The organism is Kitasatospora sp. NPDC056076, assembly GCF_042266305.1.
Classification (GTDB): Bacteria; Actinomycetota; Actinomycetes; order Streptomycetales; family Streptomycetaceae; genus Kitasatospora.
Genome location: NZ_JBHJWG010000013.1, coordinates 139,496 through 159,862 on the forward strand (window position 1 = coordinate 139,496; position 20,367 = coordinate 159,862).

At 73.2% G+C, this 20,367-nt stretch carries 22 protein-coding genes and 1 tRNA gene; 11 read left to right on the top strand and 12 right to left on the bottom strand.

Annotation, left to right across the window (positions count from 1 at the left end):
* Positions 1–21 precede the first annotated feature (21 nt).
* Together ACFC1T_RS13565 and ACFC1T_RS13570 are read left to right on the top strand one after the other, a co-directional pair.
* Entirely contained in the window at positions 22–1,065 is a 1,044-nt protein-coding gene (locus ACFC1T_RS13565; protein ID WP_375887614.1) for an alpha/beta fold hydrolase, read from the top strand.
* A 152-nt stretch (positions 1,066–1,217) separates the two neighbouring features.
* Positions 1,218–1,418, top strand: coding sequence for a hypothetical protein (locus ACFC1T_RS13570; protein WP_375887616.1), 201 nt, complete (start codon positions 1,218–1,220; stop codon positions 1,416–1,418).
* Between the two features lie 80 nt (positions 1,419–1,498).
* Here the strand turns inward: ACFC1T_RS13570 and ACFC1T_RS13575 are convergent, their stop codons facing one another.
* The 4 genes from ACFC1T_RS13575 to nth form a co-directional block, all read right to left on the bottom strand.
* The gene (locus ACFC1T_RS13575) at positions 1,499–2,200 is read right to left on the bottom strand and encodes a metal-dependent hydrolase (protein WP_375887618.1); all 702 of its coding nucleotides are present in this window, start codon (positions 2,198–2,200) and stop codon (positions 1,499–1,501) included.
* Between the two features lie 143 nt (positions 2,201–2,343).
* Positions 2,344–3,528 carry a MarP family serine protease gene (locus ACFC1T_RS13580; protein ID WP_375887619.1) on the bottom strand — a complete coding sequence of 395 codons (1,185 nt, stop codon included), beginning with the start codon at positions 3,526–3,528 and terminating at the stop codon, positions 2,344–2,346.
* A gap of 46 nt (positions 3,529–3,574) precedes the next feature.
* Positions 3,575–4,309, bottom strand: a complete 735-nt coding sequence (locus ACFC1T_RS13585; protein ID WP_375887621.1) for an NUDIX hydrolase — start codon at positions 4,307–4,309, stop codon at positions 3,575–3,577.
* The gene (nth, locus tag ACFC1T_RS13590; RefSeq protein ID WP_375887624.1) at positions 4,306–5,220 is read right to left on the bottom strand and encodes an endonuclease III; all 915 of its coding nucleotides are present in this window, start codon (positions 5,218–5,220) and stop codon (positions 4,306–4,308) included. The genes ACFC1T_RS13585 and nth overlap by 4 nt, the downstream gene beginning before the upstream one ends.
* Positions 5,221–5,430: 210 nt before the next feature.
* Here nth and ACFC1T_RS13595 point away from each other — a divergent pair, with 210 nt between their 5' ends.
* Complete coding sequence (locus ACFC1T_RS13595; RefSeq protein ID WP_375887626.1) at positions 5,431–6,057, top strand: RraA family protein; 627 nt, start codon at positions 5,431–5,433, stop codon at positions 6,055–6,057.
* 69 nt (positions 6,058–6,126) lie between these two features.
* Here ACFC1T_RS13595 and ACFC1T_RS13600 read toward each other — a convergent pair whose 3' ends face one another.
* Positions 6,127–6,945, bottom strand: a complete 819-nt coding sequence (locus tag ACFC1T_RS13600; RefSeq protein WP_375887629.1) for an isocitrate lyase/phosphoenolpyruvate mutase family protein — start codon at positions 6,943–6,945, stop codon at positions 6,127–6,129.
* Positions 6,946–7,057: 112 nt separating this feature from the next.
* Between ACFC1T_RS13600 and ACFC1T_RS13605 the strand changes: the two genes are divergently transcribed.
* Positions 7,058–8,095: a DUF5937 family protein gene (locus ACFC1T_RS13605; RefSeq protein WP_375887632.1), complete on the top strand. Its 1,038-nt coding sequence runs from the start codon at positions 7,058–7,060 to the stop codon at positions 8,093–8,095.
* Positions 8,096–8,247: 152 nt separating this feature from the next.
* On the top strand, positions 8,248–8,922 hold the full coding sequence (locus ACFC1T_RS13610) for a Crp/Fnr family transcriptional regulator (RefSeq protein ID WP_030288117.1): 675 nt from the start codon (positions 8,248–8,250) through the stop codon (positions 8,920–8,922).
* Between the two features lie 80 nt (positions 8,923–9,002).
* On the opposite strand, the gene ACFC1T_RS13615 is transcribed toward ACFC1T_RS13610, so the two are convergent.
* The 5 genes from ACFC1T_RS13615 to ACFC1T_RS13635 all read right to left on the bottom strand — a co-directional run bounded on the left by ACFC1T_RS13615 (position 9,003) and on the right by ACFC1T_RS13635 (position 11,764).
* Complete coding sequence (locus ACFC1T_RS13615) at positions 9,003–9,836, bottom strand: MBL fold metallo-hydrolase (protein WP_375887634.1); 834 nt, start codon at positions 9,834–9,836, stop codon at positions 9,003–9,005.
* A gap of 49 nt (positions 9,837–9,885) precedes the next feature.
* Positions 9,886–10,059, bottom strand: a complete 174-nt coding sequence (locus ACFC1T_RS13620; protein ID WP_375887636.1) for a hypothetical protein — start codon at positions 10,057–10,059, stop codon at positions 9,886–9,888.
* Positions 10,060–10,202: 143 nt separating this feature from the next.
* Entirely contained in the window at positions 10,203–11,072 is an 870-nt protein-coding gene (locus tag ACFC1T_RS13625) for an NUDIX hydrolase (RefSeq protein ID WP_375887638.1), read from the bottom strand.
* Between the two features lie 69 nt (positions 11,073–11,141).
* Positions 11,142–11,609: a RidA family protein gene (locus ACFC1T_RS13630; protein ID WP_375887641.1), complete on the bottom strand. Its 468-nt coding sequence runs from the start codon at positions 11,607–11,609 to the stop codon at positions 11,142–11,144.
* Positions 11,606–11,764, bottom strand: coding sequence for a DUF4177 domain-containing protein (locus tag ACFC1T_RS13635; RefSeq protein WP_094743074.1), 159 nt, complete (start codon positions 11,762–11,764; stop codon positions 11,606–11,608). The genes ACFC1T_RS13630 and ACFC1T_RS13635 overlap by 4 nt, the downstream gene beginning before the upstream one ends.
* 349 nt (positions 11,765–12,113) lie before the next feature.
* Here ACFC1T_RS13635 and ACFC1T_RS13640 point away from each other — a divergent pair, with 349 nt between their 5' ends.
* Both ACFC1T_RS13640 and ACFC1T_RS13645 read left to right on the top strand, forming a co-directional pair.
* Positions 12,114–13,187, top strand: coding sequence for an ArsA-related P-loop ATPase (locus tag ACFC1T_RS13640; protein ID WP_375887644.1), 1,074 nt, complete (start codon positions 12,114–12,116; stop codon positions 13,185–13,187).
* Positions 13,188–13,300: 113 nt separating this feature from the next.
* Positions 13,301–14,428 (top strand): ArsA family ATPase, encoded by a 1,128-nt coding sequence (locus ACFC1T_RS13645; protein ID WP_375887704.1) that lies wholly within the window; start codon positions 13,301–13,303, stop codon positions 14,426–14,428.
* A gap of 174 nt (positions 14,429–14,602) precedes the next feature.
* Here ACFC1T_RS13645 and ACFC1T_RS13650 read toward each other — a convergent pair whose 3' ends face one another.
* Positions 14,603–14,926, bottom strand: a complete 324-nt coding sequence (locus tag ACFC1T_RS13650) for a WhiB family transcriptional regulator (protein WP_033333275.1) — start codon at positions 14,924–14,926, stop codon at positions 14,603–14,605.
* Positions 14,927–15,430: 504 nt separating this feature from the next.
* Between ACFC1T_RS13650 and ACFC1T_RS13655 the strand changes: the two genes are divergently transcribed.
* Entirely contained in the window at positions 15,431–17,686 is a 2,256-nt protein-coding gene (locus ACFC1T_RS13655; protein WP_375887649.1) for a transglycosylase domain-containing protein, read from the top strand.
* 144 nt (positions 17,687–17,830) lie between these two features.
* On the opposite strand, the gene ACFC1T_RS13660 is transcribed toward ACFC1T_RS13655, so the two are convergent.
* Complete coding sequence (locus ACFC1T_RS13660; RefSeq protein WP_375887651.1) at positions 17,831–18,283, bottom strand: GatB/YqeY domain-containing protein; 453 nt, start codon at positions 18,281–18,283, stop codon at positions 17,831–17,833.
* Positions 18,284–18,437: 154 nt separating this feature from the next.
* On the opposite strand from ACFC1T_RS13660, the gene ACFC1T_RS13665 reads away from it, so the two are divergent.
* From ACFC1T_RS13665 to ACFC1T_RS13675, 3 genes are all read left to right on the top strand, one after another.
* Positions 18,438–19,154, top strand: a complete 717-nt coding sequence (locus ACFC1T_RS13665; protein WP_375887654.1) for a CGNR zinc finger domain-containing protein — start codon at positions 18,438–18,440, stop codon at positions 19,152–19,154.
* A 24-nt stretch (positions 19,155–19,178) separates the two neighbouring features.
* Entirely contained in the window at positions 19,179–20,123 is a 945-nt protein-coding gene (locus ACFC1T_RS13670) for a metallophosphoesterase (RefSeq protein WP_375887655.1), read from the top strand.
* 100 nt (positions 20,124–20,223) lie between these two features.
* Positions 20,224–20,297, top strand: a tRNA-Pro gene (locus ACFC1T_RS13675).
* Positions 20,298–20,367: the final 70 nt, after the last annotated feature.

Sequence of the window (20,367 nt, forward strand, 5' to 3'; positions counted from 1 at the left end):
CGGATGTGACACGCTCTCGGTATGCCGCTCGACCAGAAGCCCGCTCCCGCGCAGCCGTCCGCCGTCTCCGGCCCCGCCTCGGGGCCCGAGGGCGGCCCGGAGACCGGCCCGGAGGCCGCCGAGGGCGCCGCCGCCCCCGGGCGGTCCGAGGACGCCGCTGCCGAGGCGTGGAGCATCCGGCAGTCCGGTCCGTGGAAGCACCGCGACCTGGCGGCCAACGGCGCCCGTTTCCACATCACCGAGCTGGGCTCCGGCCCACTGGTGCTGCTGGTGCACGGCTGGCCCGAGTACTGGTGGGCCTGGCGCCACCAGCTGACCGCGCTGGCCGAGGCCGGCTACCGCGCCGTGGCGCTCGACCTGCGCGGCATCGGCGGCAGCGACCGCACCCCGCGCGGCTACGACCCGGGCAACCTCGCCCTGGACATCACCGGGGTGATCCGCTCGCTCGGCGAGCGCCGCGCGCACCTGGTGGGGCACGCCTCCGGCGGCACCCTGGCCTGGGTGGCGGCGGTGATGCGCCCCTCGGTGATCCAGAGCCTCACCGCGGTCTCCGCGGCGCACCCCCGGGACCTGCGCCGGGCGCTGCTGACGGACCGCAAGCAGATCGCCGCCTTCGACCACGTCCTGGGCTTCCAGCGGCCGTGGATACCGGAACGCCGCCTGGTCGCCGACGACGCGGCGCTGGTGGGCCGCTACCTGGACGAGTGGGCCGGGCCGAACAAGCTGGACGGGGCGGCGGTGCACGCGTACCGGCAGGCGATCCAGATCCCCAGCACCGCGCACTGCTCGATCGAGCCGTACCGCTGGCTGCTGCGCTCGATGGCCCGGCCGGACGGCATCCAGTTCGCCCGCCGGATGAAGAAGCCGATCACCGCACCGACCCTGCACGTCCAGGGCGCCGCGGACCCGGTGCTGCTGTCGCACACCGCGCTGGGCGGCGGCGAGTACGTGGCGGCGCCGTACCGCTGGCGACTGCTGCCGGGGGTCGGGCACTTCCCGCACGAGGAGGCTCCGGAGGAGTTCACGGCGGAGCTGCTGGACTGGGTCGGTCGCCACAAGGAGTGACGACCGGAGGGCCCTCCCCAGGGCTCCCGGAAGGGGTCGGAAGTCCCAACTCCCTTGATGTTGCGCTCATATGACATGCGCATGGGCCAGTTTCGGCGCACCCGGGCGGTTACTCCCTCCGGCCCAGGGGCATCCATTCCGGTATGACCTGGATGCCCGATCGCGACGACGCCCCGCGCGGCCGACGCCACAACAGTCCCCAGCGCCCCGCACACCTCCCGGACCGGGCGGAGGACCTCGGCTTCGAGGGCCTCGACCGCCGCCAGCGCGGGGCGCAGCGGCAGCTGGGCATCCCGCGCATCCTCGGCCGGCGCGCCCGGTGGGTGGGCGCACGGCTGCGGCGCGAGACCTGAGGCCCCGCGCCGCTTCCGGCCGCCGTTCAGTTCACGCTCTGCGGCTGATTCACGTTCTGCGGCTAGTTCACGTTCTGCGCCTAGTTCACGATCTGCGGTGACAGCGCCGTGAACCAGAGCAGCACGAAGGTCGCCACCGACATGATCGGCACCAGCACCTTGGTCTCGACGTTGTTGCCGCTGCGCTTGATCAGCACGATCTCGTAGCGCTCCTTGTGCGGCCACAGCAGCGGCGCGCCCTTCTTGGTCAGGCAGTCGCCCAGCAGGTGCGCCAGCGTGCCCAGCCCGACCGCGTACGGCAGCCAGCCGGGCGCGTTGGGCATCCAGGTGTTCATCCCGAAGGTGCCGAGCGCGGCCAGGCCGATGACGGTGATCCACGCCTCCGGGCCGTTGCTCGGCGGGCAGAGCCGCAGCGCCTTGACCGCCAGTGCCAGCAGGAAGAACGTCACCGTGAGGGTGAAGTAGCGGCCCAGGAAGGTGACGCCGGCCCAGGTGCCGCCGCCCATCAGCGCGACGAACAGCAGCGAGTGGGTGGCGTGCCGGTGCCCGCCGGAGGCCCAGGCCACGAAGCGGCAGAGCGCCTTGGAGAGCGGGCCGAGGAAGTTGGCGATCGAACCGTCGTGGTGGTCGAGGTCCGGCAGCAGTGCCGCGCCCGCGCACAGCACCGTGCCCATCAGTATGTCCGCCGGCTGCAGCGTGGTGTGCAGCAGCAGCGGGGGCAGGAACGGGGCCGAGGCCGCGTACAGCATCGCCCCGCTCACCGCGTGCGAATGACCCATCATCGGACTACCACGACCTCCCGTTGACTCACTCCGGGACGGCAACCCGGTTGAGCCGAACGGGTGAGCGCCGCCGAGGCTACCAGGGCGGCCTGACGGTACGACGGATCCCGCACCGGCGGGCCCCGCGGTTTCGGGGCGCGGTCTCAGAGCGCGCAGCCCTGGGTGTCCACCCGGCCGCTCGCGGTGCTGCCCGCCGTCGCGTCCTCGCGCACCTCGGCCGAGGTCAGCACGTACCCGGTGTCGGCGCTGTCCAGGGACTTGGCGAAGACCACGCCGTACACCTGGCCGTCCGGGGTGAGCAGCGGGCCGCCGCTGTTGCCCTGGCGGACCAGCGAGCGCACCGAGTAGACGTCGCGCACCACCTGGCCGCGGTGGTAGATGTCCGGGCCGTTGGCCTGGATCCGGCCGCGGATGCGGGCGGGCTGGACGTTGAAGGCGCCGTTCTCGGGGAAGCCCGCGACGATCGCGCTGTCGTTGGTCCTCGCCTCGCCCGCGAAGGTCAGTGCGGGCGCGTTGAGCTTGGGCACGTCCAGGACGGCGATGTCGCGCTGCCAGTCGTAGCGGACCACCGTGGCGTCGTACAGCTGGCCGACGCCGCCGATCTGCACGGTCGGCTCGTCGACGCCGCCCACCACGTGGGCGTTGGTCATCACCCGGTGCGGGGCGAAGACGAAGCCGCTGCCCTCCAGGGTCTTGCCGCAGGAGGTCGCGGTGCCGACCACCTTGACCAGGCTCTGCCGCGCCCGGGCCACCGCCGGGCTGTTGGCCAGCGCCGGGTCCGGGGTGTCGACCTGGGTGATCGGCTCGTGCTCGAAGGGGTTGAAGACCTGCGGGAAGCCGTTGCGGGCGAGCACCTTGGAGAAGTCGGAGAACCAGTTCGGCGCGTCACCCGGCAGCGCCTCCTGGACGCCGCTGAGGATCGCCGAGGAGCGGACCTGCTTGGAGACCGTCGGCAGGGACGTGCCGGCCAGCGCGGAGCCGATCAGCCAGGCGACCAGCAGCATCGAGATCACGTTGACCACCGCGCCGCCGGACGCGTCCAGCACCCGGGCCGGACGGCGGTCGATGTGGCCGCGCAGCTTCCAGCCGTAGTGCGCGGTGACCGCCTGGCCGATCGCGGCGCAGACGATCACCACCACCACGGCCACCACCGAGGCCGTGGTGCCGGGGCTGAGGTGGTCGAGCAGCAGCGGCAGCAGCTGGACGGCCAGCAGGCCGCCGCCGAGGAAGCCGACCAGCGACAGGACGCCCACCACGAAGCCCTGCCGGTAGCCCGAAATGGCGAATCCGACGGCGGCGAGGACCAGCAGCACATCCAGCACGTTCACTCCGACACCCTCCCACGCTTCGCGACCGTGCCGCGCCGACGGTCCGTCACGAGCCGTCGGCGCCGCCGCCCGGCAGGACCCGGGAGTGCTCGAGGTCGCCCTGGACGAGCGCCAGGGCGTCGTCCGAGAGGTCGACGACCCGGGACGGGTCCCACGGCCGCTCCAGCCCGCTGTGGTGCAGCACCCGGTCGATCACCCCGGCGGTGAACCCCCAGACCAGCCGCCCGGCCACCGCGAAGGCCGGCCCGACGTGCCCGGACGGGTGCCGCAGCCGGACCCGGTTCGCCGGGTCGGCGAGGTCGGCGATCGTCACCCGGAACACCGCGCCGGTCTCGCCCCGGTCCACCGGCCGCACCGGCGACTCCTCGCGCCACCAGCCCAGCACCGGGGTGACCACGAAGCGGCTCACCGGGATGTACAGCCGGGGCAGCGCGGCGAAGACCTGCACCCCGGCCGGGTCCAGGCCGGTCTCCTCCCAGGCCTCGCGCAGCGCCGCCGCGATCGGGCCGGAGCCGTCCGGGTCGCCGTCCTCCGGGTCCAGCGCGCCGCCCGGGAAGGACGGCTGGCCGGCGTGCGAGCGCAGCGAGCGGGCCCGCTCGATCAGCAGCAGGTCCGGCCCGTCCGGGCCCTCGCCGAACAGCATCAGCACCGCCGCCGCCCGACCGCCCTCGCTCGGCGGCAGGAAGCGGCTCAGCTGCTCCGGCAGCACCCGCTCGGCCGCGTCCCGGACCGGCTCCAGCCAGCCCGGCAGGTCGTTCCGCTCGACAACACCCTCGGTCACGCTTCCACCCCCTGGTCCGCGACCCGCCCCTGGTGGGCGGTCGCGTCGGCGCGGGCGGCAGCCTCGCCGGGGAAGTCCGACGGCGGCCTGAGCCGCTGGCCGGGCTGGCCGCCCATCTCGTACTTGAGCAGCTTGCGGGCCTTCTCCGGATCCAGCTCGCCCTCCCCGTATGCGGGGCAGAGCGGCGCGATCGGGCAGGCCCCGCAGGCGGGCTTCTGGGAGTGGCAGATCCGCCGGCCGTGGAAGACCACGCGGTGCGACAGCATCGTCCACTCCGACTTCGGGAAGATCTCGGCGACGGCCAGCTCGACCTTCACCGGGTCGTCCTCGGTGGTCCAGCCGAACCGGCGGGCCAGCCGCCCGAAGTGGGTGTCCACGGTGATCCCGGGGACTCCGAAGGCGTTGCCGAGCACCACGTTGGCGGTCTTGCGACCGACCCCGGGCAGGGTCACCAGGTCGGCCAGCCGACCCGGGACCTCACCGCCGAACTCGTCGCGCAGCGCGGTCGAGAGGCCGATCAGCGACTTCGCCTTGTTCCGGAAGAAACCGGTCGGGCGGATGATCTCCTCCAGCTCCTCCGGGTTCGCCGCCGCCATGTCCTCGGGCGTCGGGTACTTCGCGAACAGCGCCGGGGTGGTCTGGTTCACCCGCAGGTCGGTGGTCTGCGCCGACAGCACGGTGGCCACCAGCAGCTGGAACGGGTTCTCGAAGTCCAGCTCCGGGTGGGCGTACGGGTACAGCTCCGCCAGCTCGCGGTTGATCCGCCGGGCCCGCCGCACCATCGCCAGGTGCGACTCGGGCTTCCTCGGCTTCACCGCCGTCTTCGCGGCCGCCGTCTTCTTCGCGGCCGTCTTCGCAGCGGGCTCCGCGGCCGGCTTGGTCGCGGTCTTCCGGGCCTTGCTCTCTGCCATGCACGAAGGCTACGCCGAGCGGCGGACCGCTTGGGGCGGATCAAGGAGGAAGAGCGGACGGCCGTGCTCCGGGTCGGCCGAGGACGTGGCGGGCGGGGTGCCGGCGCGTACGGGCCGAACGGGCGCCAGGGTTCCGGTGCTCCGTCGACCGGCCCGTTCTAGTCTTCCGATCGTCCGACCATCGAGGGAACGATCGAGGAAAGAGGAAGCATGGACGGGGACTTCAAGGACTTTGCGGACATTCCCACCACCGCCCTGGCCGACGTCCTGGGCCGCGCCCGGGTCATGGACATCGGACTGCGCCCGCTGTGGGCGGGCATGCCCCGGGTGGCCGGACCGGCCTTCACCGTGCAGTGCCCGCCCGGCGACAACCTGATGCTGCACGCCGCGATCTACCGGGCCGAGCCCGGCGCGGTGATCGTGGTGGAGTCCGGCGACCTGGACTACGCGCTGGCCGGCGGCAACGTCTGCGCGGTGGCCCAGCGCCGGGGCGTCGCCGCCTTCGTGGCCGACGGCCTGATCCGGGATCTCGCCGAGGTCCGCGACCTGGGCTTCCCGGTGGTCGCCCGGGGCGTCATCCCGATCCCCGGCGCCAAGAAGCAGCTGGGCGCCCACGGCGTCCCGGTGCGCTGCGGCGGCGTGCTGGTGGCCCCCGGCGACATCGTGGTGGCCGACGAGGAGGGCGTCGTGGCGGTGCCCGCCGCCGAGCGGACGGCGGTCCTGGAGGCGGCCCGGGCCAAGCTGGCCAAGGAGGCCGCCGAGACCCTGGACGACTGGGAGGCCGCCCACCGTGCCCGGATCGAGCAGAGCCTGGCCGGGCTGGGCTTCACGGGCTGAGCTCTCACAGAGCCTGCAGGCCGCTACCGGGCTGTACGGCCCGTACGGCCCGTACCGACCGGTAGCGGGTCAGTAGAGCACGTTCAGCTCCCCGAAGCCGAGCGCCCCGTCGAGCTCCGTCAGCGTCCCGGCGCCGAGCAGCTCGACGGCGGCCCGGTGGGCCACCGTGTACGCGGCCTGGGCGAGGCCGGTGCCGACGCTGATCCGCCGTACCCCGGTGGCGGCCAGCTCGGCGACGGTCGGCCCGCCCGGCCCGGCCATCGCGTTCACCGGCAGCGGGGAGCGCCGGCACAGCTCGGTGAGGGTGCCGAGGTCCAGCAGCCCGGGGACGAACAGGCCGTCGGCGCCCGCCTGCGCGTAGGCCTCGGCCCGGGCCAGGACGTCGTCGAGCCCGCCCAGTCCGAACAGGAAGACGTCGGTCCGGGCGTTGACCAGCAGCTCGGGCAGTCCGGCCGCCGCGGCCGCCGTCCGGGCCGCGCGCAGCCGCTCGGCCTGCTCGGCCACCGGAAACAGCGGCCCGCCGACGGCCGTCGAGTCCTCCAGGTTGACCCCGGCCGCGCCGGCGCCGACCAGTTCGGTGACGGTCGCGGCCACGTCGGCGGGCAGCGGCCCGTAGCCGCCCTCGGCGTCGACGGTGACCGGCAGGTCCACCGCGGCGACGACCCGGCGGGCCGCCGCGACCGCTGCCGCCCGGTCCATCCGCTGGCCGTCGCCGTGTCCGAGCGACCAGGAGACGCCGCCGCTGGTGGTGGCGATGGCCCGGGCGCCGGCCGAGGCGATCACCGCGGCGCTGCCCGCGTCCCAGGCGTTGGGCAGGACGAGCACGCCCTCCGCGAGGAGTTCGCGCAGCCGCAGCGCCCGCTCGCGGGCCTCGGGGGTGGTGGACATGGTGGTCACCGGCTTTCGTACGGATCGGTGGGAACGCAGGCATCCTGCGCCCCGCTCCGGGCCCGCCACCAGTGATTAAGCTGGGGCCGAATCTTCCGAAGGGGGCTGCGGCGTGCGGACGGAACTCCACTTCTCCACCCAGGACTTGGCGCTGACCCGGTTCGCGGTCAGCCCGATGCAGGAGGTGGTGACCAGCCTGCGCGCCTTGGCCCGCTCCCCCGTCCCCGCGCTGCACCGCCGCTGGGCCGGCCAGGTGCGCGGACGGCTGGCCGCCGCCGGACTGGACCGGGGACGACTGGCCGCGATGGTCCCGCCCGAGGGCCACCTGCCCGACTTCCTCAACCCCGCCCCGGCGGGTTGCTCGACCACCCTCGCCGAGGAGCTGGCCGCGATCACCGCGACCGGCGCCGGGCAGGTCCGCGCCGACCTCGACATCCTGGCCGCCGAGGCCGGCGGCCGGCTGCCCGCCGGCCTGGAACCGCTGCACCGCGACCCGGCGGGCCAGCTGCCCCGGCTGGCCGCCGAGATCGAGGCGTACTGGGAGCTGGCGCTCGCCCCGTACTGGGCCCGGATCAGCGCGCTGCTGGCCGCGGACGTCTTCCACCGCTCCCGGCAGGCCGCCGAGCACGGCAGCGCGCGGATGCTGGACGACCTGCACGGGACGGTCCGCTGGGACGGCACCGCACTGCGGCTGGAGGACCGCCACTGCGCGGTGAACCGGCTGAACGCCGCGGCCGGACTGCTGCTGGTCCCCTCGGCCTTCGCCTGGCCGCGGGTGCTCACCCGGGTGCTGCCGCCGGACCCGCCGCAGCTGGTCTACCCGGCGCGCGGCACGGCCGCGCTCTGGGAGGAGCGCCCGGGCTCGGCCGCGCGCACCGACGCGCTGGCCGCCGTCCTCGGCCGCTCCCGGGCCCGGCTGCTGGCCGAACTGGACTCCCCGGCCTCGACCACCGAGCTGGCCCGCCGGACCGGACTGTCCCCGGCCGCCGTCTCCCAGCACCTCACCGCCCTGCGTACGGCCGGCCTGACCAGCGCCCACCGGGCCGGGCACGCCGTCCTCTCCGCCCGCACCGCCGTGGGCGACTCCCTCTTCGATCAGGACGGGCGGGAAGGCGACCGGACGGCCGCCGCCGGGCGCCCCGCCCCGTGACCCGCCGGTACGAATGGCCCCGCACGGCACACCCGGACACACCCCCTCCTCATATGATCGGAGCGACATGCGCCATGCTTGGTGATGCAGAACACTGAACGGAACTTGCGCCGGACGGCCCACCCGCCGGACGGCCGAGAAGGAGGAAGCACGTGGACGACGTTCTGCGGCGCGCCGCACTCTTCGCGGCACTCGACGACGAACAGGCCGGCGAGCTGCGCGCTTCCATGACCGAGGTCACCCTCGCCCGTGGTGAGTCGCTGTTCCACGAGGGCGACCCGGGCGACCGGCTGTACGTCGTCGCCGAGGGCAAGGTCAAGCTGCACCGTGCCTCGCCGGACGGCCGCGAGAACATGCTGGCCGTGCTCGGCCCCAGCGAGATGATCGGCGAGCTGTCGCTGTTCGACCCGGGCCCGCGCACCGCCACCGCCAGCGCGCTGACCGAGGTCAAGCTGCTCGGCCTCGGCCACGGTGACCTGCAGCCCTGGCTGCACGCCCGCCCCGAGGTCTCCATCGCGCTGCTGCGGGCCATCGCCCGCCGACTGCGCCGGACCAACGACGTGATGTCCGACCTGGTCTTCTCCGACGTGCCCGGGCGTGTCGCCAAGGCCCTGCTGGACCTCTCCCGCCGCTTCGGCGTGCAGTCCGAGGAGGGCATCCACGTCGCCCACGACCTCACCCAGGAGGAGCTGGCCCAGCTGGTCGGCGCCTCCCGCGAGACGGTCAACAAGGCGCTCGCCGACTTCGCCGGCCGCGGCTGGTTGAAGCTGGAGGCACGCGCGGTGGTCCTGCTGGACGTCGAGCGGCTGTCGCGCCGCTCGCGCTGACGCTCCGAGCACTGCGAAGGGCCCGTCCGAGCCGGACGGGCCCTTCGGCGTTCCCGGACCGGTCCGGGGCCGGTCCGGGGTCAGCCCTGGTCCGGGATCAGCCCGTGGTCCTCCAGGTACTCCAGCTGGGCCCGCACCGACAGCTCGGCGGCCGGCCAGAGCGCCCGGTCCACGTCCGCGTAGACCCGGGCGACCACCTCGGCGGCCGTCCGGCAGCCCGCCTCGACCGCGGTCTCCACCTGGGCGAGCCGGGTGGCCCGGTGCGCCAGGTAGTAGTCGACCGCGCCCAGCGCGTCCGCGAGCACCGGACCGTGGCCGGGCAGCACCGTCCGCACGCCGTGCGCGGAGGCCATCGTGTGCAGGTGGCGCAGCGAGTCCAGGTAGTCCCCGAGCCGGCCGTCCGGGTGGGCGACCATCGTGGTGCCGCGGCCGAGCACGGTGTCCCCGGTGAGGACCGCGCCGTCGTCCGGCAGGTGGAAGGTCAGCGAGTCCGAGGTGTGGCCGGGGGTGGCGACCACCCGCAGGTCGAGGCCGCCGACGTCCAGCCGCTGGCCGCCGACCAGGCCCTCGGAGCCCAGCCGGTGCGCCGGGTCCAGGGCCCGCACCTCGGTGCCGGTCAGCTCGGCGAACCGGGCCGCGCCCTCGGAGTGGTCGGCGTGGCCGTGGGTCAGCAGGGTGAGCGCGATCCGCTTGCCGCGCTCCTCGGCGAGGTCGAGCACCCGGCGCAGGTGGCCCTCGTGCAGCGGGCCGGGGTCGATCACCACCGCGAGGTCCGAGCCGGGCTCGGAGAGCAGCCAGGTGTTGGTGCCGTCCAGGGTCATCGGCGACGGGTTCGGCGCCAGCACGCACAGCGCCCGGGCGGTGGCCTCCCCGCCCACCACCGCGGCGGGGTCGCCCGGCAGGACTCCGCTCATGCCGCCACGCGCCCCTCGACGATCCGCCCGCTCCGTCCGCTCCGCCCGCTCACCGGTTGCCCTCCAGGCCGCGGTGCAGGGCCCGCAGCGGCAGGGCCCGGACGAGGGCGCGCTGGGCGACCTCGACGAACGGGACCGGACCGTCACAGGCCGCGGAACGGGGGATCACTCGGCGGGCGGGCAGCTCGGGGGCCGTCCGGCGAGCCACATCGTCGTGGTCCATCGGTCGTCGGTCCTTTCCGGTCGGCGTCTCTCGAAGTCGTCGTGCAACGGTTCGTACCAGGGGTCGTACGAGGGTCGTACGAGGGGTTCGTACAGCGGTTGGTACGAGGGGGTCCGTACGGAGGGGTCCTCGTACGGAGGGGGTCAGGATTCCTCGGCGGGGAACTCCCCGTCGATGGTCAGTTCGTCGTACCCGGGCCAGCGGACCGTCATCCGGTCGCCGCGGACCTCGGCCCGGCCCAGCACCGGCTCCAGCACCCGGTCGGCGGCCGCGTCCAGTGCCTCGGCGGTGGTCCGCACCGACGACAGCTCCCGCAGCACCGTGACCGTCGGCGGCAGCATGCCGAACCGGCCCTCCCGGTGCCCCCGGACCGCCTCGGCGGGCGTCAGCCAGGCGACCCGGTCGGCCTCGCCGACCTCCAGCGCCGCGCGCTGCCCGGCCGGCAGGGCGGCGACGAAGAACCAGGTGTCGTAGCGCCGCTCCTCGAACTCCGGGGTGATCCAGCGGGCCCAGCCGCCCAGCAGGTCACTGCGCAGCACCAGGCCGTGGTCCCGCAGGAACTCGGCGAAGGACAGCTCGTGCGCCTCCAGCGCGGCCCGCTCCGCGGACCAGTCGCGCGGCGCGGCGACGCTCTCCGGGTCCGGTCCGGCCAACAGCACGCCGGCCTCCTCGAAGGTCTCGCGCACCGCCGCGCAGACCACCGCCCGCGCCGTCCGGGCGTCCACCCCGAGCCGCTGCGCCCACTCCTCGGGCGAGGGCCCGGCCCAGCCGGTCTCGACCTCGGCGTCCCGCGGGTCCACCCCGCCGCCCGGGTAGGCGTACATCCCGGCCGCGAAGGCCATCGAGGTGCGGCGGCGCAGCAGGTAGGCCTCCGGCCCGTCGGCGGCGTCGCGCAGCAGCACGACCGTCGCGGCGGGTCTGGCCACCGCCGGGGTGAGCAGGCCGGAGTCGACCGCCCGGATCCGGGCAGGCCAGCCGGGCGGCATCGGGAGCGTCGTTGCTCGATGGTCCATGCCCGGATGCTAAGCGCACGAAGGCGGGGTTGGACAGGCCCGACCCCGCCTTCGTGATCACGCTCGGGGTCAGGCGCTCTTGACGCGCACCTGGAGCTCGACCTCGACCGGGGCGTCCAGCGGCAGCACCGCGACGCCGACGGCGCTGCGGGCGTGCACACCGGCCTCGCCCAGCACGGTACCGAGCAGCTCGCTGGCACCGTTGATCACGGCGGGCTGGCCGATGAAGTCGGGGGCGGAGGCGACGAAGCCGACCACCTTCACGACCTGCTCGATCAGGTCCAGGTCGCCGATCACCGACTTCACGGCGGCCAGGGCGTTCAGCGCGCAGGTCTGCGCGAGCTCCTTGGCCTCCTCCGGGGACACCTCGGCACCGACCTTGCCGGTGCTCACCAGCTTGCCGCCGACGACCGGCAGCTGGCCGGAGGTGAACACGAACTCACCGGCCCGGACGGCCGGCACGTAGGCGGCGACCGGGGCGGCCACCGGCGGCAGGGTCAGGCCCAGCTCGGCGAGCTTCGACTCGACCTTGCTCATGCGTTCTTCTCCCGCTTGAAGTAGGCCACCAGCTGCTCCGGGTTCGGGCCGGGCACGACCTGGACCAGCTCCCAGCCGTCCTCGCCGAAGTTGTCCAGGATCTGCTTGGTGGCGTGCACCAGCAGGGGCGCCGTCATGTATTCCCACTTGGTCATGGCCAGACTCTAGACGAGGTGTCCCGGCGATCGCCGCCGCCCGGGCCGCCGTACGGGCCGCCGCGCAGCCGCCGTACGGGCCGCCGTACGGGCCCTCGCCGACCGGCGTGTGAGGTGGAGCACAAAGGGGGCATGATTCAGTCCTGGCACCCCAGGTGCTCCGGGCATCGGGAGCGCTCCCTGGTTACCCTCGCGAGAGGGCGTCCTCGCGAGGGGGCACCCGCAGGGAGGGGCGTCCGTACGGAGCGGCACCCTCGTGGAGGGGCGCCCTCGTCCGCGAGCGGCCCCCTCGGCAGGGGCACCCCGCAGGAGGGGCGCCCGCAGGGACGGAGACGGACGGAGACGCAGCGTGGCACGCACCCCCGGCCAGGCGACCCGGCGCGACCCCGACTGGGAGGGGGTCCGACTGCACGTGGTCAGCGGCAAGGGCGGCACCGGGAAGACCACGCTGGCCGCCGCGCTGGCGCTGGCCCTGGCCGCCGACGGCGGTCGGGTGCTGCTGATCGAGGTCGAGGGGCGGCAGGGCATCGCCGAGCTGTTCGGGATCGCCGCCCTCCCCTACGAGGAGCGCCGGATCGCCTCGGTCTCCCGCCCCCAACTGGGGCTGCCGGCCGGCGAGGGCGGGCCCGGCGAGGTGCTCGCACTGGCGATCGACACCGAGCTGGCGCTGCTCGAGTACCTGGAGATGTTCTACAAGCTCGGCCGGGCCGGCAAGGCGCTGCAGAAGGTCGGCTTCGTCGACTTCGCCACCACCGTCGCCCCCGGCGTACGGGACGTGCTGCTCACCGGCAAGGCCTGCGAGGCGGCCCGCCGCAAGGGCCCGGACGGGCGGCGGCGCTACGACGCGGTGGTGATGGACGCCCCGCCGACCGGGCGGATCACCCGGTTCCTGAACGTCAACTCCGAGGTCGCCGGGCTGGCCCGGATCGGCCCGATACACACCCAGGCGCAGGCCGTGATGCGGGTGCTGCGGTCCCCGGAGACGGCGGTGCACCTGGTCACCCTGCTGGAGGAGATGCCGGTGCAGGAGACGGTCGACGGCTTCGCGGAACTGCGCGAGGCGAAGCTCCCGGTGGGCGGGGTGATGGTCAACATGGTCCGGCCCCCACTGCTGGACGCGGCCGCGGTGGCCGCGGTGGACGGGGACCACCGCGAGGAGGTCGCGCTGGCGCTCGGCGAGGCCGGGCTGGGCGGGCGCTCGCGCAAGGCGGAGACGGTCCGGGCGGCGGTCGAGCCGCTGATCGACCCGCTGCTGGAGCAGGCCAGGGAGCACGCCGAACGGGTCGAACTGGAGCGGGCGCAACGGGCCGACCTGCAGCAGCTGCGGCTCCCGACGTACGAACTCCCCTTGCTGGGCGAGGGCGTGGACCTCGGCGGGCTGTACCGGCTGGCGGGCGAACTCAAGCGGCAGGGGGCGGCGTGACTCCGGCGAACGGCAGCAGCGGCAGCGTTGGCGGCGGCAGTGGCGTTGGCGGCGGCGAGGGCCGGGGTGGTGGTGGCGTCGGCCGGGGTGGCGGCAGCGGCAACCGGCTCGCGGTGGACGAGCTGATCGACGACCCGAAGACCCGGATCATCGTCTGCTGCGGCTCCGGCGGCGTCGGCAAGACCACCACCGCCGCGGCGATCGGCCTGCGGGCCGCCGAACGCGGCCGCAAGGTCGTGGTGCTGACCATCGACCCGGCCCGGCGGCTGGCCCAGTCCATGGGTCTGACCGAGCTGGACAACACCCCCCGGGTGGTCAAGGGGGTGGCCGGGGACGGCCGGCTCCACGCCATGATGCTCGACATGAAGCGGACCTTCGACGAGGTCGTGCTGGCCCACGCCGAGCCCGAACGGGCCAAGGCGATCATGGAGAACCCGTTCTACCAGTCCCTGTCGGCCGGTTTCGCGGGCACGCAGGAGTACATGGCGATGGAGAAGCTCGGGCAGCTGCGCGCCGCCGAGGAGTGGGACCTCATCGTCGTGGACACCCCGCCGTCCCGCTCGGCACTGGACTTCCTGGACGCCCCCAACCGGCTCGGGTCCTTCCTGGACGGCCGGGTGATCCGGATCCTGACCGCGCCCGCCAAGGTCGGCGGCCGCAGCGCGATGCGCTTCCTCAACGCCGGGATGGGCCTGCTCACCGGCACCCTGGGCAAGATCTTCGGCGCCCAGCTGCTCACCGACGTACAGACCTTCGTCAGCGCGATGGACTCGATGTTCGGCGGCTTCCGCGAGCGCGCCGACCGCACCTACCAGCTGTTGAAGGCGCCGGGCACGGCGTTCCTGGTGGTGGCGGCGCCGGAGCGGGACGCGCTGCGCGAGGCGGCGTACTTCGTGGACCGGCTCGCCGCGGACCGGATGCCGCTGGCCGGACTGGTGCTCAACCGGGTGCACAGCACGGGCGCGCCGCAGCTCACCGCGGAGCGGGCGCTGGCGGCGGCCGAGGCCCTGGAGGAGAACGGCTCGGAGCACGCCTCGCCGGAGGCGGAGCTGCTGGCGGCCGGACTGCTGCGGCTGCACGCCGAGCGGATGCAGATCATGGGGCGCGAGCGGCGGACCCGGGACCGGTTCGTCTCGGTGTACCCGGACGTGCCGATCGTGGAGGTGGCCGCGCTGCCGGGTGACGTCCACGACCTGGACGGGCTGCGGGCCATCGGGGGCCGGCTCAGCGGCGCGGCGTAGTCCGGGCCGTGGCCGGTGGGGGCCGGCTGGTGGCGCGACGCAGTCCGGGCGCGGCGTAGTCCGGGCCGGGTGGGGGCCGGGCCGGGTAGGGGTCGGTCCGAGTGGTCCGGGCACTCCGGCCGGGTGGTCCGGGCCGGAACGGGGGGAGCCCCGGACCGCGAGGTGCGGCCCGGGTCAGCCCGCCTGGGCGTAGTCCGTCAGTATCACGCCGGTCGCGAGGGACTCCTCGTACTCGGTGCGGGCGGTCTCCAGCAGCCTCCGCCACGACATGACCGTCGGGCGGCGGCGCAGCAGCGCCCGGCGCTCGCGTTCCGTCATCCCGCCCCACACCCCGAACTCCACCCGGTTGTCCAGCGCGTCCGCGAGGCACTCCGTCCGGACGGGGCACCCACTGCACACCGCCTTCGCCCGGTTCTGTGCCGCCCCCTGGACGAACAGTTCGTCCGGATCACTCGTGCGGCAGGCGGCCTGCGCACTCCAGTCGTCAACCCAGCCCATGCCGGCGCCGTCCTCTCCCGATGATTCGAGGCTCCCCCACGGCGGCAACGGCATATTCACCGTTGCCAGTTGAGGACGTTACGGAAGATGGACTGCTTGCAACAGCCCCTTCGGGCTCAATCTCGAATGACCCGATCGGACTATGGGTATCTGTCATCTCACTCGTTGGAGTGATCGCAGGTCGCGGCACTTGCGAGCCGCGAGGCCCCCACTCTCGCCACAGGCGCCGTCACGCAGCGCAACCGTTCACTCGAACACAACAGGCCACAGCTGCCTCAAAACCCGGACAAGGGTGAGCAATTCGGGCAAGTCTCCGCACTCACAAGAGTGAGCGATGTTGACGCACCGAAGCTGTCGCAAGCTTGTGACAAGCCTAGGCGAACACCTGCCCCGATGTACGGGAATCGGGGACGTAGGGTTCTCCCCATGGCACCGAAGCGCCCATCGGCACCCCAGCCCCCAGGCAATCCCGGAGCTCCGCGACGCAAGAGCGGCGGATCACCGATGGACCACGTCGGCAACGGCGTGAAGTTCCTGGGCGTCAGCGTGCTCTCCGGAGTCCTGCTGGCAGGCCTCGCCCTGCCTGCCGTCGGTGCCATGGGCCTGACCGCCAAGGACACGGCGGAGAGCTTCCAGAACATCCCCGACGACTTCAAGACCCCGCCGCTCACCCAGGCGACCCAGATCTTCGACGCCAAGGGCGGCCTGATCGCCAAGGTCTACGAGCGCGACCGCACCGTCCTCACCGCCGACCAGATGTCGCCCTTCATGCGGCACGCCCAGGTGGACATCGAGGACGCCCGCTTCTACGAGCACGGCGCCGTCGACCTCAAGGGCGTCCTGCGCGCCGTCGGCAAGAACGCGGAGAGCGGCACCGCCTCCCAGGGCGCCTCCACGCTGACCCAGCAGTACGTCAAGAACGTCAACGTGGAGAAGGCCGGCGATGACCAGGCGGCCGTCCTGGAGGCGCAGCGCAAGACCCTGGGCCGCAAGATCCAGGAGCTCAAGGTCGCGATCAAGCTGGAGGAGGACCTGACCAAGGATCAGATCCTCACCAACTACCTCAACATCACCTTCTACGGCCACCAGGCCTACGGGGTCGAGGCCGCGTCCCAGCGCTACTTCAGCAAGAGCAACAAGGACCTGACCGTCGCCGAGGCCGCCACCCTCGCCGGCGTGGTCCAGAACCCGTCGCAGTACGACCCGGTGCGCTACCCCGACAACACGGTGAAGCGCCGCAACGTCGTCATCGACAAGATGCTGGAGAACAAGCACATCACCCCCCAGCAGGCGGCCGAGGCGAAGGCCGCCCCGCTGGGTCTCAAGTACAAGGACCCGCAGAACGGCTGCATCACCGCCCAGGCGGGCATGGGCTTCTTCTGCGACTACGTACGCCACGTGGTCAAGCAGGACCCGGCCTTCGGCAAGAACGCCGACGACCGCAAGAAGCTGTGGGACACCGGCGGCCTGAACATCTACACCACGCTGGACCCGGACAAGCAGGCCGCCGCCCAGAACGCCGTCACCAAGAAGGTCAACGTGACCGACCAGGTGTCGGCCGCGGCGACCATGATGGAGCCCGGCTCCGGCAAGATCCTGGCGATGGCCCAGACCCGCCCGTACGGCCTGGACCCGAACAAGAACCAGACCGTCGTCAACCTCAACGTCGACGCCTCGATGGGCGGCGGCAACGGCTTCCAGACCGGTTCGACCTTCAAGCCGATCCTCGCCGCGGCGGCGCTGGAGGCGGGGATGTCGAACACCCAGTCGTTCCCGTCCGAGAACAAGATCGACTACCCCCAGATGTCGACCTGCAACAGCACCTGGAAGAACACCGACAAGCCCAAGGCCACGGTGAAGAACGAGTCGACCGGCGAGGTCGGCCCGTACGAGCTCAAGCAGGCCATGGCGCTCTCGGTCAACACGTACTTCGTGCAGATGGAGCAGCAGGTCGGCCTCTGCGCGATGAAGCAGATGGCCAACAAGCTGGGCATCACCCAGTCGGCGAAGGGCGACCAGTTCCAGGAGGTGCCCTCGATGGTCCTCGGCACCCTGGAGCTCTCCCCGCTGACCATGGCGAACGTCTACGCGACCTTCGCCGCCCGCGGCAAGTACTGCACCCCGATCGCGATCAACAAGATCACCACGGTGGACGGCAAGGACCTCAAGGTCCCGCAGTCCCAGTGCAGCCAGGCCTTCTCCGAGTCGACCGCGGACTCGCTCAACACCGTCCTACTCAACGTGACCGAGAAGGGCACCGCGGCCGCCCTCGGCCTCGACGACGGCCGCAAGATCGCCGGCAAGACCGGTACCACCGACGAGAAGAAGGCCGCCTGGTTCGACGGCTACACCCCGTCGCTGGCCACCGCGGTCTGGCTCGGTGGCCCCGCCGGCGGCGTCAAGATGAAGAACATCAACATCGGCGGCAAGCACTTCGACGAGGTGTTCGGCGCCGACGGCCCCGGCCCGATCTGGCAGATGGCCATGAACCAGGCGCTCAAGGGCTCGCCGCTGGAGTCCATCCAGACCACCAACATCCCGGACCCCCAGCCGGCCACCCCGCCGGCGGGCGCCAGCCCGACGACCGACCCGAACGCCCAGCAGCCGGGCGCCCAGAACCCGCCGCCGCCCGCACCGGGCGGTGGGAACCCCGGTAACCCCGGTGGGGTGATAGGGGGAGGGTTCACCCTCCCGCCGGGCATGATCGGCGGGGGCGGTAACGGCAATGGCAACGGGAACGGCAACGGCGGCAGGCACTGACCGACCCGGCACCGCCCGGTACGACGGCGAAGGGGCGCCCTCCGGATCTTCCGGAGGGCGCCCCTTCGCCGTGTCGGCGGTACGGCCGTCACTGCGGCGCCGGCGGCGACCGCGGCGGCGGTGACGGCTGCGGTGACGTGCAGCTCAGAGCAGCGCGGCCTTCACCGCGGCGGCCACCCGGCCGCCCTCGGCCAGACCGTCCACCTTCGGCTTCACCAGCTTCATCACGGCGCCCATCGCCTGCGGACCGCTCGCCCCGCTCTCGGCCACGGCGGCGGCCACGATCGCGGCCAGCTCCTCGTCCGAGAGCTGCTTCGGCAGGTAACCCGCCAGCACCTCGCCCTCGGCGCGCTCGCGCGCGGCCTGCTCCACCCGGCCGGCCTGGTCGAAGGCCTCGGCCGCCTCGCGGCGCTTCTTCGCCTCGCGGGTGATCACCTTCAGCACCTCGGCGTCGGACAGCTCGCGCTTCTCCTTGCCCGCCACCTCCTCGCTGGTGACGGCGGAAAGCGTGAGCCGGATGGTGGACGAGTGCAGCTCGTCCCGGTCCTTGATGGCAGCCGTGAGGTCCTCCTGCAGCTGCGCCTTGAGCGTCGTCATGGGCCCGAGTCTCCCACCTGGGGCGTTCCGTCGCTTGCCATTAACGACTGCCGTCAACGGCTGCCGTCAATGGCTGCCGTCAATGGCTGCCGTCAAGCACCGCCGTCAACGGTCGGCCGCGACCGCCGGGTCCGTAACCACCTACCCTGGTTACATGACCGACGGAGACGGCGCAGCGGAACACCCGACCGGCCTGGTCCTCACCACAGCCGCCGGCGCCCGCTTCCACTTCGACCCCGGCGCCCTCTGCCTGGAACTGCTCACCACCGGCGGCCCCGGCCCCTACGCCCGGTTCGAAGTGCTGCACCGCCCGTCCGACCTCACCGACTGGCTCACGCGCTCCCGGCTGCGGCTGCCCGCCGGCACCGTACGGATCACCGAAGGCCAGCTCGGCGCCGCCCGCACCCTGCGCGACGCCCTCTGGCGCCTGGCCGCCGACCGCGCCCACGGCCGCCCCGGCGACCCCGCGGACCGCACCGCCCTCAACCGGGCCGCCGCCCACCCCCCGCTCGTCCCCCGGATCGCCCCGGACGGCACCGCGGCCGCCCCGCTGCCCGCCGACGGCGCCCAGCTCGTCTCCACCCTCGCCCGGGACGCCATCGCCCTGCTCACCGGCCCGCACGCCGACCGGATCCGGGAATGCCGGGCGCACGACTGCCGGCTGCTCTTCGTCGACACCTCGCGGCCCGGGCGGCGGCGCTGGTGCTCGATGGAGCGCTGCGGCAACCGCAACAAGGTCCGGGCCCTGCGCGCCCGCCGGGACACCGACCCCACCGCCCCGGTCGACCCGGTTGCCCCGGTTGCCCCGGTCGACCCGGTGCAGGTCGCGGTGGCCGTGTCCGCACCGCGCCACCGGACGTTCACCAGCTGATCCACCGTCTGAGAGCATGGGCTGATGCGACCGCTGTACTCCGTCCCCCTCGGTGTCGCCGCTGCCGGCGCCGCCTGCCTCGCCTACTCCGTCGGGTACGAGGTACGTGCCTTCCGGCTCCGCCGCGTCGAGGTCCCCGTCCTGCCCCACGGTGCCAAGCCCCTCCGGGTCCTCCAGGTGTCCGACATCCACATGGTGGCCGGGCAGGGCAAGAAGCAGCGCTGGCTGCAGAGCCTCGCCGGCCTGCGCCCCGACCTCGTGGTCAACACCGGCGACAACCTCTCCGACCCGCTCGGCGTCCCCGCCACCCTCGACGCCCTCGGACCGCTGATGGACTTCCCCGGCGTCTACGTCTTCGGCTCCAACGACTACTACGGGCCGGCCCGCAAGAACCCCGCCCGCTACCTCCAGGCCATGCGCAGCGGCGTCCACGGCATGAACAACCCCGACGGCACCGGCAACCGCGGCATCAGCGGCGCCGTGCACAACCCCTGGGAGAAGCTCCGCGACGGCTTCGACGCGGCCGGCTGGCTCGACCTGACCAACACCCGCGGCCGCCTCACCGTCAACGGCCTCGACCTCGAGTTCACCGGCCTCGACGACCCGCACATCCGCCGCGACCGCTACGCCGCCGTCGCCGGCGGCCCCTCCGCCGACGCCGACCTCTCCCTCGCCGTCGTGCACGCCCCCTACCTGCGCGTCCTCGACGCCTTCACCGCCGACCGCTACCCGCTGATCCTGGCCGGCCACACCCACGGCGGCCAGCTCTGCATCCCCTTCTACGGCGCCCTGGTCACCAACTGCGACCTCGACACCCGCCGGGTCAAGGGCCTCTCCACCCACAAGGCCGGCGGCCACCGCTCCTACCTCCACGTCTCCGCCGGCTGCGGCACCAACCGCTACACCCCGATCCGCTTCGCCTGCCCCCCGGAAGCCACCCTCCTCACCCTCACCCCGGCCCCCCGCTGACCCCGACCGGACGCCCGCCCGAAACCGGATTTCGTGTCTCGGCGAGCGTCCGGTAGAGTTCTACTCGTCGCGAAGGAGACGGAGCGACAAACAGAATGACCGGGGTGTGGCGCAGCTTGGTAGCGCGCTTCGTTCGGGACGAAGAGGCCGTGGGTTCAAATCCCGCCACCCCGACCCAGTAGTTGCAGGTAAGGGCCCTGCCGGAGAAATCCGGTAGGGCCCTTCCTCGTTCTGCTGCTACTAA